Annotated in this window: 13 protein-coding genes; all 13 read left to right on the top strand. The window is 69.1% G+C overall.

Annotated features, from left to right (window positions below; translation table 11 throughout):
• The first annotated feature begins 91 nt into the window (after window positions 1-91).
• Genes ACFXHA_RS44825 through ACFXHA_RS44765 form a run of 13 tightly spaced genes read left to right on the top strand, consistent with a single transcriptional unit; the run spans window position 92 to window position 13487 of the window.
• Entirely contained in the window at window positions 92-970 is an 879-nt protein-coding gene (locus ACFXHA_RS44825) for an amino acid ABC transporter permease (protein ID WP_379367470.1), read from the top strand.
• On the top strand, window positions 967-1731 hold the full coding sequence (locus ACFXHA_RS44820) for an amino acid ABC transporter ATP-binding protein (RefSeq protein WP_379367468.1): 765 nt from the start codon (window positions 967-969) through the stop codon (window positions 1729-1731). The genes ACFXHA_RS44825 and ACFXHA_RS44820 overlap by 4 nt, the downstream gene beginning before the upstream one ends.
• A 27-nt stretch (window positions 1732-1758) precedes the next feature.
• Entirely contained in the window at window positions 1759-2736 is a 978-nt protein-coding gene (locus ACFXHA_RS44815) for a transporter substrate-binding domain-containing protein (RefSeq protein WP_379367466.1), read from the top strand.
• 31 nt (window positions 2737-2767) lie between these two features.
• Entirely contained in the window at window positions 2768-3838 is a 1071-nt protein-coding gene (locus tag ACFXHA_RS44810; RefSeq protein ID WP_379367464.1) for an LLM class flavin-dependent oxidoreductase, read from the top strand.
• Window positions 3835-5445, top strand: a complete 1611-nt coding sequence (locus ACFXHA_RS44805) for an ABC transporter substrate-binding protein (protein ID WP_379367462.1) — start codon at window positions 3835-3837, stop codon at window positions 5443-5445. Before ACFXHA_RS44810 ends, ACFXHA_RS44805 begins: the two co-directional genes overlap by 4 nt.
• Before the next feature lie 4 nt (window positions 5446-5449).
• Window positions 5450-6409, top strand: coding sequence for an ABC transporter permease (locus tag ACFXHA_RS44800; RefSeq protein WP_379367460.1), 960 nt, complete (start codon window positions 5450-5452; stop codon window positions 6407-6409).
• Complete coding sequence (locus ACFXHA_RS44795; RefSeq protein ID WP_379367458.1) at window positions 6402-6563, top strand: hypothetical protein; 162 nt, start codon at window positions 6402-6404, stop codon at window positions 6561-6563. Before ACFXHA_RS44800 ends, ACFXHA_RS44795 begins: the two co-directional genes overlap by 8 nt.
• Window positions 6556-7476, top strand: coding sequence for an ABC transporter permease (locus tag ACFXHA_RS44790; RefSeq protein WP_379367456.1), 921 nt, complete (start codon window positions 6556-6558; stop codon window positions 7474-7476). Before ACFXHA_RS44795 ends, ACFXHA_RS44790 begins: the two co-directional genes overlap by 8 nt.
• Window positions 7473-9104: an ABC transporter ATP-binding protein gene (locus ACFXHA_RS44785; protein WP_379367455.1), complete on the top strand. Its 1632-nt coding sequence runs from the start codon at window positions 7473-7475 to the stop codon at window positions 9102-9104. The genes ACFXHA_RS44790 and ACFXHA_RS44785 overlap by 4 nt, the downstream gene beginning before the upstream one ends.
• Window positions 9104-10180: an LLM class flavin-dependent oxidoreductase gene (locus ACFXHA_RS44780; RefSeq protein ID WP_379367454.1), complete on the top strand. Its 1077-nt coding sequence runs from the start codon at window positions 9104-9106 to the stop codon at window positions 10178-10180. The genes ACFXHA_RS44785 and ACFXHA_RS44780 overlap by 1 nt, the downstream gene beginning before the upstream one ends.
• A 9-nt stretch (window positions 10181-10189) precedes the next feature.
• Complete coding sequence (locus ACFXHA_RS44775) at window positions 10190-11554, top strand: NtaA/DmoA family FMN-dependent monooxygenase (protein WP_379367452.1); 1365 nt, start codon at window positions 10190-10192, stop codon at window positions 11552-11554.
• On the top strand, window positions 11551-12354 hold the full coding sequence (locus ACFXHA_RS44770) for a DUF1684 domain-containing protein (RefSeq protein ID WP_379367450.1): 804 nt from the start codon (window positions 11551-11553) through the stop codon (window positions 12352-12354). The genes ACFXHA_RS44775 and ACFXHA_RS44770 overlap by 4 nt, the downstream gene beginning before the upstream one ends.
• Window positions 12351-13487 (top strand): LLM class flavin-dependent oxidoreductase, encoded by a 1137-nt coding sequence (locus ACFXHA_RS44765; RefSeq protein WP_379367448.1) that lies wholly within the window; start codon window positions 12351-12353, stop codon window positions 13485-13487. The genes ACFXHA_RS44770 and ACFXHA_RS44765 overlap by 4 nt, the downstream gene beginning before the upstream one ends.
• Window positions 13488-13614 lie beyond the last annotated feature (127 nt).

The raw sequence follows: 13614 nt of genomic DNA, 5'->3' as shown, positions 1-13614 counted from the left end.
GCGTGAATTCGGGAAATTATCTGCCACACAATTGAATTCAGCCTGAGCGGGACCGGCGACAGCAAACCGCCGAATTCGTATCGTCGCATTCATGAGCACCGTAGCGGTATCCACGCAGTCGGTGGCGGCGGTCGAGCACCCCGACGGCGAACTGCCCGTGGTCCGCACCCGCCACCCGTGGCGCTGGGCCACGGCGGCGGTCGCGCTGGTGCTGGTCGCGCAGTTCGCGCACGGCCTGATCACCAATGCGGGCTGGGATTGGGGCACTTTCGCGCAGTACTTCACCGCGGCGTCGGTGCTGTCGGCGCTGAAGGTGACCCTGGAGCTGACCTTCTGGGGCACGCTGCTGGGCTTCTTCCTCGGCATCTGGCTGGCCATCGGCCGGTTGTCGAACAGCCCGGTGCTGCGGGCGATCTCGTGGACCTACATCTGGGCCTTCCGTTCGATCCCGCTGATCGTGCAGTTGCTGTTCTGGTTCAACCTGGCGTACCTGTACAAGACGCTGTCGCTGGGCATTCCGTTCGGGCCCGAGCTGGTCCGGTTCCAGACCAATGGCGTGATCAGCGGATTCACCGCGGCCGTCATCGGTTTGGCGCTGCATCAGGCCGCCTACTCGGCGGAAATCATTCGGGCCGGGATCATTTCGGTGGATCAGGGGCAGTGGGAGGCCGCCCGGTCGCTGGGCCTGCCGTGGCGCCGGCAGTTCTTCACCATCGTGGCCCCGCAGGCCATGCGCGGGATCCTGCCGAACGCCGCCAATGAGGTGATCAGCCTGTTCAAGGGCACCTCGATCGTGTCGGTGATGGCCATCGCCGAGCTGTTCTACCAGGTGCAGGTGATCTACGGGCGTAATGGCCGGGTGGTGCCGCTGCTCATGGTGGCGACGGTCTGGTACATCCTGCTCACCACCGTGCTGAGCGTCATCCAGTTCTATATCGAGCGGCACTTCGTGAAGGGTGATCGCCGATGAGCGAGTTCGCGATCGAATTGCGGGGCATCCGAAAGTCTTTCGGCCACCACGAGGTGCTGTCCGGCATCGATCTGACGGTGCGGCCCGGCGAGGTCGCGGTCATTCTGGGCCCGTCGGGGTCGGGGAAGTCGACGCTGCTGCGGACCATCAACCACCTCGAGCAGGTGGACGGCGGCACGGTCCGGGTGAGCGGGGAACTGGTCGGCTATCGCCGCAAGGGCGACAAGCTCTACGAGCTGCCCGAGCGCGCGGTGCTGCGCCAGCGGGCCCGCATCGGATTCGTCTTCCAGAGCTTCAATCTCTTTCCGCACCTGACGGTTCGGGAGAATGTGGCGCTCGCGCCGGTCGCCACCCAACGCCGCTCGAAGGCGGAGGTGAATGCCGAGGCGCTGGTACTGCTGGCGCGAGTCGGGTTGGCGGACAAGGCCGATGAGTATCCGCGCCACCTGTCCGGCGGCCAGCAGCAGCGGGTCGCCATCGCGCGGGCGCTGGCTCTGCGGCCGGAGGTGCTGCTGTTCGACGAGCCGACCTCCGCGCTGGACCCGGAGCTGGTCGGCGAGGTGCTGGATGTGATCAAGGATCTGGCGCGCGGCGGTTCGACGCTGGTGATCGTCACCCACGAGATCGGGTTCGCGCGTGAGGTCGCCGACACCGTGGTGTTGATGGACGCCGGCCGCATCGTCGAGCAGGGTCCGCCCGCCCAGGTCTTGGACAACCCCGCGCATCCGCGCACCAAAGCCTTTCTCGCCCACGTCCTCTGACGTCCCCACTAGGTAAGGAATCCGCCCATGTCCCTGGCGAGCCGTCGCAGACGGACCAGCGCCTTGATCGCCGTCACCCTGCTGAGCCTGCTGGTGGGTGCCTGTGGCAAGGGCGACGGCGGTACCTCCGACACCCGCAGCGTGAACGGCCTGACCTACGACCTGTCACCGGAACAGGCCGGACGGGTGCACGCGGAGAAGGTGGATTCGATTGCCGCGCAGGTGCCGCAGGCGATTCGCGATCGCGGGACGCTGGTGGTGACCGGCACCATCGGTGCGACGCCGCCGCTCGGCTTCTACGCCACCGACGACCGCACCATCGTCGGTTCCGAGGTGGACATCTCCATTCTGATCGCCGACATCCTCGGCTTGAAGGCGGAGCGCCGCAACGGCGACTGGGCGCAGAACTTCGTGAAGATCGATTCCGGTGAGGCGGACCTGTTCGTCAGCAATGCCACGGTCACCGAGGAGCGCAAGGAGAAGTACGACTTCGCCACCTACCGCCTGGACAATATCGCCCTCGAGGTGCCCAAGGACTCGACCTGGACCTACCAGGACCGGAAGTCGCTGGCGGGCAAGAAGATCGGCGTGACGTCCGGCACCAATCAGGAGCAATTGCTGGTCGGCTGGAACGACCAGAACGTGGCCGAGGGACTGCCGAAGCTGGATCTCGCCTACTACCAGCAGCCTTCGGATTACTACCTGGCGCTCTCGTCGGGCCGGATCGACGGCTATGTGGGCCCCAACCCGTCGGCGCAGTACCACTCCGCGACGACCGGTACCAAGATCCTGACCACCTGGTCGGGCGCGGGCGATGCGCTGCAGGCCGAGATCGCGGCGCTGACGCGTAAGGACAACGGGCTGATCGGCCCGGTGCGGCAGGCCATCCAGTACGCCATCGATCACGGCACGTATCAGAAGGTGCTCGACCGCTGGGGCCTCGGCGGCGAAGCGGTGAAGCAGTCGCAGATCAATCCCCCCGGACTACCCAAGAAGAAGGGATGAGCGTGGCGCGCGACTCGGAGGCGATTCCGGCATGAAATTCCTGCTCCTGACGCTGATCACGCACACCCCCGACCCGGTGACGGGCGATACCGAGACGCCCCGGCAGCGCCTGCGCCGGGTGGTCGACAACGCCCGGCTGGCCGAGGATCTCGGCTACGACGGCTTCGCGGTGGGGGAGCGGCACGAGGATCCGTTCATCTCCGCCGCCCCGCCGGTGGTGCTGAGCCATCTCGCGGCCGTCACCTCGCGGCTGGCCCTGTTCACCGGTGTCACCACGCTGAGCCTGCTGGATCCGGTGCGCGCCTTCGAGGACTACTCCACCCTCGACAATCTGTCGGACGGTCGCCTGGAACTGATCATCGGCAAGGGCAACGGTGCGGCGCAGGCCAAGCTGTTCCACGTCACCACCGATGACCAGTGGGACCGCAATCGCGAGGGCTACGAGCTGTTCCGCAAGCTCTGGGAGAGCGAGAGCGTCACCTGGTCGGGTCGTTTCCGTCCGGCGTTGACCGAGGCCAAGGCGCTGCCCCGGCCGTTGCAGCCGCGGTTGCGGGTCTGGCACGGCAGCGCCACCAGCCGTGAGTCCGCGGATTATGCTGCGCAGCACGGTGATCCGCTGTTCTCCGCGAACGTCACCTACTCGATCGAGCCATACGCGGAGCTGATCGACCACTACCGGGAGCGCTGGGCCGCCTACGGCCATGACCCGGCGCAGGCGCTGGTCGGGGCAGGCACCGCGGGCTTCCTGGTGACCCGCACCTCGCAGGAGGCGCTGGACCTCTATCGGCCGATCTTCGAGGCGCGGCAGGCGGTGGCGCGAAAGTTCGACGTGCCCATCGTCTTCGAGACGGTCGAGGATTTCGCCGCGCGCTCCTCGGCGCTGATCGGCAGCCCGCAGCAGGTGCTGGACAAGGTGAGCCGCTACCACGAGCGGTTCGGCCACGAGGTCATCCACCTGAGTGCCGACGCCGACGGCCGCACCGAGGCCCAGCACTACGACAGCCTCGAACTGTTCCAGGCCGAGGTCGCCCCCGAACTGCGTCGCCGCATTCCGAGCCGTCCGCTCGGCGCCGACCGCTACCCCTCCGGAGATCCCCGATGAGACGTGCTGTGGCACTTACCGGTGCGGTCGCCGCCGCATTCACCCTCGCCGCCTGCGGCAGCGGTGGTGACAATGGCGGCACCGGCGAGCCGTCGGGCCCGCCGCAGACCGGCGGCACCCTGCGCTATGGCCTGTCGCTCGCCCCGACCTGCTCGGATCCGGCGCAGTCGGCCACCAATCAGACCATTTACGTGACCCGGCAGATCGTGGACTCCCTGGTCGATCAGGATCCGGCCACCGGTGACCTGAAGCCGTGGCTGGCCGACAGCTGGACGGTCTCGCCGGACGCCAAGTCCTTCACCTTCCACCTGAAGGACGGCATCACCTTCAGCGACGGCACCCCGCTCACCGCGGATTCGGTGCGCAAGAATTTCGACTCGATCGTGGCGCTCGGTGGCGCGAAGGCTCCGCTCGGCGCGAGCTACCTGGCCGGATACAGCGGCAGCACGGTGGTGGATCCGCACACCGTGCGAGTCGACTTCACCGGCCCGAATGCGCAGTTCCTGCAGGCGACCTCGACCCCGCAGCTCGGCATCCAGTCCGATGCCACCGTCGCGAAGTCGGCCGACGACCGCTGCCTGGGCACGAATGTCGGCAGCGGCCCGTTCACCTACACCGAGTGGAAGCAGAACACCTCCGCGACGCTGGCCAAGCGCACCGGATATGCCTGGGGCTCCGCGGTGTTCGCCACGCAGGGCGAGGCATACCTCGACAAGATCGTGTTCACCGTGGTCCCGGAGTCCGGGGTGCGCACCGGCAGTCTCGCCTCCGGGCAGCTCGACGCCATCAGTGACGCACTGCCCCAGGATGTCTCGCAGATCGAGTCCGGCGGCGGCCGGGTGCAGTTCACCGCCAACCCGGGCGTGCCGTTCGGCTTGCAGGTCAATGTGACCCGGGGCCCGCTGCGCGATCCGGCGGTGCGGTCGGCCCTGGTGCCCGCCATCAACCGCAAGGAACTGGTGGACACCGTGCTGGGCCCGCAGTTCCAGCTCGCGACCAGCGTGCTGGCCGCCAAAACGCCCGGCTACGTGGACCTTTCGGCTCGGGTGAAGTACGACCCGGACGCGGCGAAGAAGCAGCTCGACCAGGCCGGGTGGGTGCCCGGCGCGGACGGCATCCGCGTCAAGGACGGTCAGCGACTGACCGCGAGCGTCATCTTCGCCCCGGTGTTCGCCGGCAACCAGGCCATTCTCGAACTCACCCAGCAGCAGCTGCGGGCCGTCGGCTTCGATCTGCGCCTGGAACCGCTGTCGGTGGCGGAATCCAATGTGCGCCAGAACAACAAGGACTTCGACTTCGACTACTACAACTCCACCCGCGCCGACGGCGACATCCTGCGCACCACCTTCGCCGTCGACCAGCGCAACCTGAACGCCCGCGGCCCCGCCGAACCCCTGGACACCCTGCTGTCGCAGCAACTCTCGGTCACCGACCCGGCCGCCCGCGCCAAGATCATCGCCGACGCCCAGTCCGCAGTCCTCGACCAGGGCCTGTGGATCCCCACCATCGAACTCTCCCAAGCCATCGGCGTCGGCAAGAACACCGCCGGAGTCAAGTTCGAAGCCTCGGCCCGCCTCCAGTTCCACGACACCTGGCTGAGGCGGTAATCCCATGGGCCGCTACGTGATCGGACGGGTACTGCAGGCGGTGGGCGTGCTGTGGGCGGCATTCACGCTGTCGTTCATCGTGTTGTACCTGCTCCCGGGCGATCCCGTGGACATGGCCGCCAACGCCGCCACCGGGACCCCGGTCGACGCCGCCGCGGTGGCCGAGATGCGGGCCAGATACGGCCTGGATCAACCGCTGTGGACGCAGTACTGGACGGCGCTCACGCATGCGGTGCGCGGCGATCTGGGACACTCGATCTTCAGCGGTCAGACCGTCACCGGCGCGCTGGCCGATGCCTTGCCTTCGACCCTGGCGCTGGCCGGGCTCGGCCTGCTGCTGGCGATCACGGGCGGGACGGCGCTCGCGCTTGCCGCCGCCTATACCCGGCGGCCGTGGTTGCGCGGTCTGCTGACCGCACTGCCGCCCGTCGGCGCGTCGCTGCCCGCGTTCTGGGTGGGATTGCTGTTGCTGCAACTGTTCTCATTCCGGCTGCGACTGGTACCCGCGTTCGGCGGCACCGGATTCGGCGGCACGATCCTGCCCGCCGTCACCCTCGCGCTGCCGGTCGGCGCGGTGATCGCGCAGGTGCTCTACGCGAGCCTGGTCGACACGTGGCGGCAGCCGTTCGTGGAGGTCGCGTTCGCCAAGGGCGCGTCCCGCTGGTGGGTGCAGCTGCGCCATGTCCTGCGGCCCGCCGCTGCGCCCGCGTTGACGGTCGCGGGTCTCTGGGTCGGGCAGGTGTTGGCGGGCTCCGTGGTCACCGAAACCGTGTTCTCCCGCCCCGGACTGGGCCGGTTGACCCAGGAATCGGTGCTGCACGAGGACATCCCGGTGGTGCAGGGCATCGTCGTGTTCGCCGCGCTGGCCTTCGTCACCGTCAACCTGCTCATCGACCTCGCCTATCCACTTCTGGATCCCCGTGTGGTGCAGCGCAACGCACCGAAGGAGCGCGCTCATGCCTGACCGCCCGACCAGCCACCTGATCCGCAACCTGCGCCGGCGCCTGCGCGTCCCGTCCGGCCCGCGCTCCCAACTACGCGTCATCACCTTGACCCATCCCCTCCTGGACCCGGGCATCGCCTATTGGGTGGAGGACGGGGAGGCGTCCGATGCCTGACGCCCTGACCTTGCGTGAGCGCGGTGACACGGTCGATGAGCGCGCCGAGCAGTCCGACCGGCCGCGCGGATTCGGCTCGGCTCGAGCCTTTTCCGGCCGTGCCGCACTGACGTGGGTGCGCGGCCATCTCGGACTGGCCGCCTCCGGTGTCGTCGTGTTGTTGGTGCTGGCCTGGGCCGTCCTGCCGTCGGCGTTCGCGAGTCGTGATCCGCTGAGGGGCATTCCGGCGCAGAAACTGCGCGCGCCCAGCGGCGAGCATTGGTTCGGTACCGACAATCTCGGCCGCGATCTGTATACGCGGGTGGTGCACGGTACCGGGCTCTCGTTGAGCGCCACCGTCTTCGCCGTGTTGCTGGGTCTGGTCGTGGGCTCGCTCGTCGGGCTGGTGTCGGGGGCCGCGGGTGGCAGGCTGGATTCGGCGCTCATGCGGGTCGTCGACGTCATGTTGTCCATCCCGGACCTGCTGGTGGCGCTCGCCATGATCACGGTGCTGGGGTTGGGCACCCGCAATGTCGCTATCGCGGTGGGTGTTTCGCTCATCGCCAGGTTCGCGCGAGTAATGCGCGGTGAGGTACTGCGGGTGCGGCGCGCACCGTACGTGGAGGCGGCCTTCGCCTCCGGGGTGCGGTGGCACACGGTGCTGTTTCGGCATGTACTGCGTAATGCCTACGGCCCCGTGGCAGCGCTGGCGGCGGTCGACTTCGGGGTCGCGGTCCTGTTCGTGGCCTCGTTGAGCTTCCTCGGTTACGGGGCGGTGCCACCCACTCCGGAGTGGGGCTCGCTCGTCTCGGACGGGCGCGCGTTCCTGGCCACCGCTTGGTGGCTGACCACGCTGCCGGGCCTGGTCATCGTCGTCCTGGTGTTGTCCACCCAGCGCATTGCGCGCGCATTGCAGAAGGACGGTGCGCGATGACCGATCACCTGTTGAGCATTGAGGGGCTACAGGTCGAATACCGGGGCAGCACCGGGACGACGGCCGCGGTGCGCGGGGTATCGCTCGAGGTGCGGCGCGGGGAGACCGTCGCGTTGGTGGGTGAGTCCGGTTCGGGGAAGTCCACTCTCGCGCACGCGGTGATCGGGCTGCTGAACGGTGGCCAGGTCACCGGGGGTGAGATCACCTTCGCCGGGGAGCGTATCGAGCAGGCCCCGGAGCGGACGCTGCGGCGGATTCGGGGCGCGCACATCGGGCTGGTGCCGCAGGATCCGGGCACCTCGTTGAATCCGGTGCTGCGCATCGGCGAACAGGTCGGGGAGGTGCTGCGCATCCACGGCCGGGCGGATCGCCGGACCGCTCGGCTGGAGGCGGTGCGGATTCTGGAGGAGGCCGGGCTGGATCGGCCGGAGCTGCGGGCGCGGCAGTATCCGCAGGACCTCTCGGGTGGTCAGCGCCAGCGGGTGCTGATCGGAATCGCGCTGGCGTGTGGGCCGGAACTGGTGATCGCGGACGAGCCGACCAGCGCACTGGACGTCACCGTGCAGCGCCGCATCCTCGACCATCTCGCCCGGCGCACCGAGGAAACGGGGGCGGCGGTACTACTGATCACCCATGACCTGGCGGTGGCCGCCGAACGCGCAGACCGGATCGCGGTCATGCGCGAGGGCCTGATCGTCGAAACCGGCACCGCCGCCGAGGTGCTCGGCAATCCGCGGCACGAGTACACCAGGCGTTTGATCGCCGCCGCGCCGAGCCTCGAGGCGGCCGACGCCGTGCCACCGCGCCCGGCCCGGGAACGGACGACGCCGCTGCTGACGGCGACCGGCCTGCGCAAATCCTTCCGCATCACCAAGGATTTCACGCTGGCCGCCGTCGACGACGTCTCCCTGGAGATCCATCGCGGTGAAACCCTGGCCGTGGTCGGCGAATCCGGTTCGGGCAAGTCGACCACCGCCCGTATCATCGCCCGGCTCGCCGAATCCGACGCGGGCACGGTCACTTTCGACGGCCAGGACATCACGGCTCTGCGCGGGTCCGGGTTGCGCGCGCTGCGCCGCCGCATCCAGGTCGTCTACCAGAACCCTTACGTCTCGCTGAACCCCAAGCTCAGTATCGGCAAGATCGTCGCGGAACCCTTGCAGGCGTTCGGCATCGGCGACCGGCGCTCGCGTCGCGATCAGGTCGCGGAGCTCCTGGACCAAGTCGCCCTGCCCGCCGCCTACCTGGATCGGCGTCCCGCCGAACTGTCCGGCGGGCAGCGGCAGCGCGTCGCCATCGCCCGCGCGCTGGCTCTGCGCCCGGAGCTGCTGGTGTTGGACGAACCGGTGTCCGCGCTGGACGTCTCGGTGCAGGCGCAGATTCTGGAGCTGCTCGAACGCCTGCAAGCCGAACTGGGTCTCGCCTACCTGTTCATCTCCCACGATCTGGCCGTGGTGCGCCGCCTGGCCGATCGCGTCGCCGTCATGCGCCAAGGCGTCGTCGTCGAGACGGCAGACACCGCACAGCTTTTCGACCATCCGGCCAATGACTACACCCGCGAGCTGCTCGCGGCCGTGCCCCGGGTCGCCGTGCCCGAGGTCCCCACCCCGCTCGAAAGGACAGCCTGATGCCGCACCCGTCACCGTTGCTGCTGGGCCTGGAACTGTCCGGGACCGGCGTACACCCCGCCTCCTGGCGGCGGGCCGACTCCCGCGCCGAGGACGTGTTCGGCGCGCCCTACTGGGTGGACGTGCTGCGGGCCGCCGAGGACGCCGGGATCGATCTCGCGTTCCTGCCGGACGCCTTCACGCTGCCGACGGCGGGTGTGCCGGGCCGCCTGGACGCGGTGGCCGTGGCAGCCCGCGCCGCCGCGGCGACCCGCCGCATCGGCCTGATCCCGCAGGCGTCGGTCACCCACACCGAGCCCTTCCACCTCTCCAAAGCCATTGCCAGCCTGGACTTCGCGACCAAGGGCCGGGCGGGCTGGGAGGTCACCGTGTCGGCGGGCGAGGCCGCGCTGTTCGGGCGCAAGCCGGAGCAGGACGAACGCTCGCGCTGGCAGGAAGCCGATGAGGCCGTCGAGGTGGTCACCCGATTGTGGGACAGCTGGGAGGACGACGCCGAGATCCGCGACGAACCCACCGGCCGCTTCATCGACCGCGCGAAACTGCACTACATCGACTTCACCGGTGCGCACTTCTCGGTGAAGGGGCCCTCCATCACCCCGCGCCCACCTCAGGGGCAACCGCTGGTCACCGTGCGCGCCGGCGACCCGCACAGCATCCGGCTCGCCGTGCACCGCGCCGACCTGATCCGTATTGCCGCACCGGATCTCGCGTCCGCCGCCGCCACCCGCACCGAACTGCGGACCGCGGTCGCCGCCGCGGGCCGCGACCCGAACCGGGTGCGCGTGCTGCTGGACCTCGACATTCATCTCGCCGACAGTGTGGACGCGGCGGCCGCCGAGGTCGCCCAGCTGGAGGACTGGATCGCCACCCCGGCTCCGCCGACGGTGTTCCACATCGGCACCACCGCCGAACTCCGCGACATCCTGCGCCGAATCGAAAACGACTGTGCCGCCGACGGTGTGGTGCTGCGACCGCTGGCGCTACCCGCCGCGCTGCCGCACCTGCCCGCCCTCACCCCGACCCTGCGTGGACGACTGGGCCTGGCGCGCCCCGCCTCCCGCTACGCGACCGCCTGAGGAGTCACCATGCCGGATCCGCGACTGCGCAAACAGATTCACCTGGCCGCTCACTTCCCGGGCGTCAATCACCACACCGTGTGGACCGATCCATCCTCGGGCAGCCAGATCGACTTCGACTCCTTCGTGCACCTGGCCCGCACCGCCGAACGTGGCCTGTTCGACTTCTTCTTCCTGGCCGAGGGCCTGCGCCTGCGTGAACACCGCGAGCGCATCCACGATCTGGACGTGGTCGGTCGCCCCGATACCTTCACGGTGCTCAACGCGCTGGCCGGGGTCACCACGCACCTCGGGCTCGCAGGAACCATCAACACGACCTTCAACGAACCCTTCGAACTGGCAAAGCAATTCGCGACCCTGGACCATCTCTCGGGTGGCCGTGCCGCCTGGAACGCGGTCACCTCCTCCGATGCGTTCACCGGCGAGAACTTCCGGCGCGGCGGCTACCTCGAACACGCCAAGCGCTACACCCGCGCTCGCGAAGTCGTGGACGCCACCCGGGCACTGTGGGACAGCCGCCCCGCGGGTGAGCTCGTGATCGATCGGGAGCGTGGCGTTTTCGCGCCGCCGGTTCCGGCCGTCCACTTCGTCAGCGAACAGTTCGAGATCGACGGGCAGTTCGTACTGCCGGGCAGTCCACAGGGCTATCCGGTGCAGATCCAGGCCGGGGACTCCGACGAGGGCCGCGAATTCGCCGCCGCCACCGCCGATGTCATCTTCAGCGCACACGGCGAACTCGAGGACGGGCAGCGGTTCTACCAGGATGTGAAGGGCCGGCTGGCCAAGTACGGCCGTGGCCGCGACGAGCTGAAGATTCTGCCCGCCGCCGGATTCGTGCTCGGCGAGACAACCGCCGACGCGCACGAGCGTGCCCACCACCTGCGCCGTCAGCAGGTGACGCCGCAGACCGCCCTCGCCTTCCTCGAACAGGTTTGGGGCCGTGACCTTTCCGCCTACGACCCGGACGGCCCGCTGCCGGACGTCGATCCGGCCGCCGACGTGAACATCACCCGCGGGCGGGTCCGGCACGCCAAGGATCCGCACGCCATCGCCGCGGCCTGGCGGGCCAAGGCCGCCGCCGAAAATCTCTCCATCCGCGAGTTGATCATCGCGACCACCGCCCGCCAGCAGTTCGTGGGCACGCCGCGTGAGGTGGCCGCGGAGATCGACCGCTACGTCCAGTCCGACGCCGCCGACGGTTTCGTCCTGGTCCCCTACCTGACCCCGGCCGGACTCGACGAATTCGTCGACCAGGTCGTCCCGGAACTGCAGTCCCTGGGCAGCTTCCGCACCGAGTACACCGGCCCGACCCTGCGTCACCACCTGGGGTTGCGTCACCCACACCACGGCACCGAAGGAGTACGCGCCTCATGACCGCTACGACCACCGAATTCGATCAGCAGTGGGCCACCTTCCGCACCGAACGCGCCGCCTGGGCGCGGCAACCGCTGGGCTGGCTGAGCCTGACCGCGCTGCACTGGCTCGACGCGAAGGACGAGATCGTCGAGGGACTGCCCGGCCGCTGGCGCGCCGAGGGTGAGAACGTCCATGTCACCGTCGAATCGGGGGAACTGTCCCTCGACGGTTCGGCACTCGCCGGATCCGTGGTGCTCACCCCGGGCGAGGGCGCGCCGGGCCTCGAGGTGCGCACCGGCGACCGCGTCATCGAGGTGATCCGCCGCAGCGGGCTGTTCGCCCTGCGCGTGCACGACCCCGCCTCACCGACCCTGGCCGCCTTCACCGAGATTCCGTCGTATCGGCCGGATCCGGCCTGGGTCGTCACCGGTACCTTCCAGCCATTCGAGGTGGCGCAGATCGTGACCACCGGCGCGGTGGTGGCCGGTCTCGAACACCACCACAATGCCACCGGCACAGTGACTTTCGAACTCGGCGGCGAGCAGCACGCCTTCGTCGTCTTCGGCAATCAGGCCCTCGGCTTGCACGTGCTGTTCACCGACGCGACCAGCGGCGTCACCACTTACGGCGGTGCCCGGCGACTCGATCTCACCAAGCCGGACGCCGACGGCACCCTGACCCTCGACTTCAATCGCGCGGTCAACCTGCCCTGCGCGTTCACCGACTACGCCACCTGCCCGCTCGCCCCGGCTGAGAACCGGCTGCCGCTGGCCGTCGAAGCGGGCGAACAGGATCCGCGGAAGGAGCACGCAGCATGACCATCCCACTCTCGGTCCTGGATCTGGCGCCCATCAGCGCCGGATCCACTCCGCAGCAGGCGATTCGTAATACCGTCGAGCTGGCCCGGCATGCCGAACATCTCGGCTACCACCGGTTCTGGGTCGCCGAGCACCATTTCGTCAAGGTCGCCAGCGCCGCGCCCACCACGCTGATCGGATTGATCGCCGCGGCAACCGAATCCATTCGCGTCGGATCGGCAGCCGTGCAACTCGGCCACCACACCTCGATCTCGGTGGTGGAGGCATTCGGCACCATCGACGCCCTGTATCCGGGCCGCCTGGACCTGGGCCTCGGCCGATCCGGACACCGTGGCGAACAGGTGCGCTCGGCGGGCGTGCCCCCGGTGCCCGCGCCGGATCGCCCCACCGAGGTGCGTGACGGCGTGGTGCTGCCGCCGCCGTTCTTCCCCGGCCAGCTGCTCGACTTCTCCAGGGTGAAGGCGGCTTTGGGTGCGCTGCACCTGCCCGGCGCGCAACCGTTGCCCTACACCGATCAGGTCGAGGACATCCTCGCGCTACTGGACGGCAGCTACGTCACCCCCGACGGTGTCGATCTGCACGCGATCCCCGGTGAGGGTGCGGACATCCAGCCGTGGCTGTTCGGCAGCAGCGGTGGCGAAAGCGCCCAGCTGGCAGGACGATTGGGGCTGCCGTTCGCCGCGAACTACCACGTCTCGCCGGGCACCATCGTGGAAACCGTGGAGGCGTATCGCGCGGCATTCCGCCCGTCGGCCCGCTTCCCACGCCCGTACCTGGTGGTGTCCGCCGATGTGGTGGTGGCCGAAACCGATGCCGCCGCACAGCGATTGGCCTCCAGCTACGGCCACTGGGTCTACAGCATCCGCAGTGGTGCCGGTGCCGCCGAATACCTGGATCCCGAGACCGCGCCGCCGCTCTCGGATCAGCAGCGCCGCCTGGTCGACGATCGGGTCACCACCCAGTTCGTCGGCTCTCCGGCCACCGTGGCCGCCCGCCTGCAGGCGCTGCACAAGCTCACCGGCGCGGACGAGATCGTGGTCACCAGTGTGGCTTTCGATCACGCCGACCGGCTGCGGTCGCACGAACTGCTGGCGCGCGAGTGGGGGCTGACCCCGCAGGTGCGCGCCGCCTGAGACCCCGCCGCCTGCCAGGAAGGGGACTCCGGGACAGGCGGCGGCACCCCGCACCGGGCGCAGGGCCTCGCGCTGGTGCGGGACCGGGGGGGGGGCCGGGGCGGGGGCGCCCCCCCGCGCCCCCCCC

Origin of the sequence: Nocardia sp. NPDC059240, assembly GCF_042753865.1 — a bacterium.
Taxonomy (GTDB): Bacteria; Actinomycetota; Actinomycetes; order Mycobacteriales; family Mycobacteriaceae; genus Nocardia.
The sequence above is the reverse complement of the archived record's forward strand: the minus strand, read 5'-3'. Positions and strand labels throughout refer to the sequence as shown.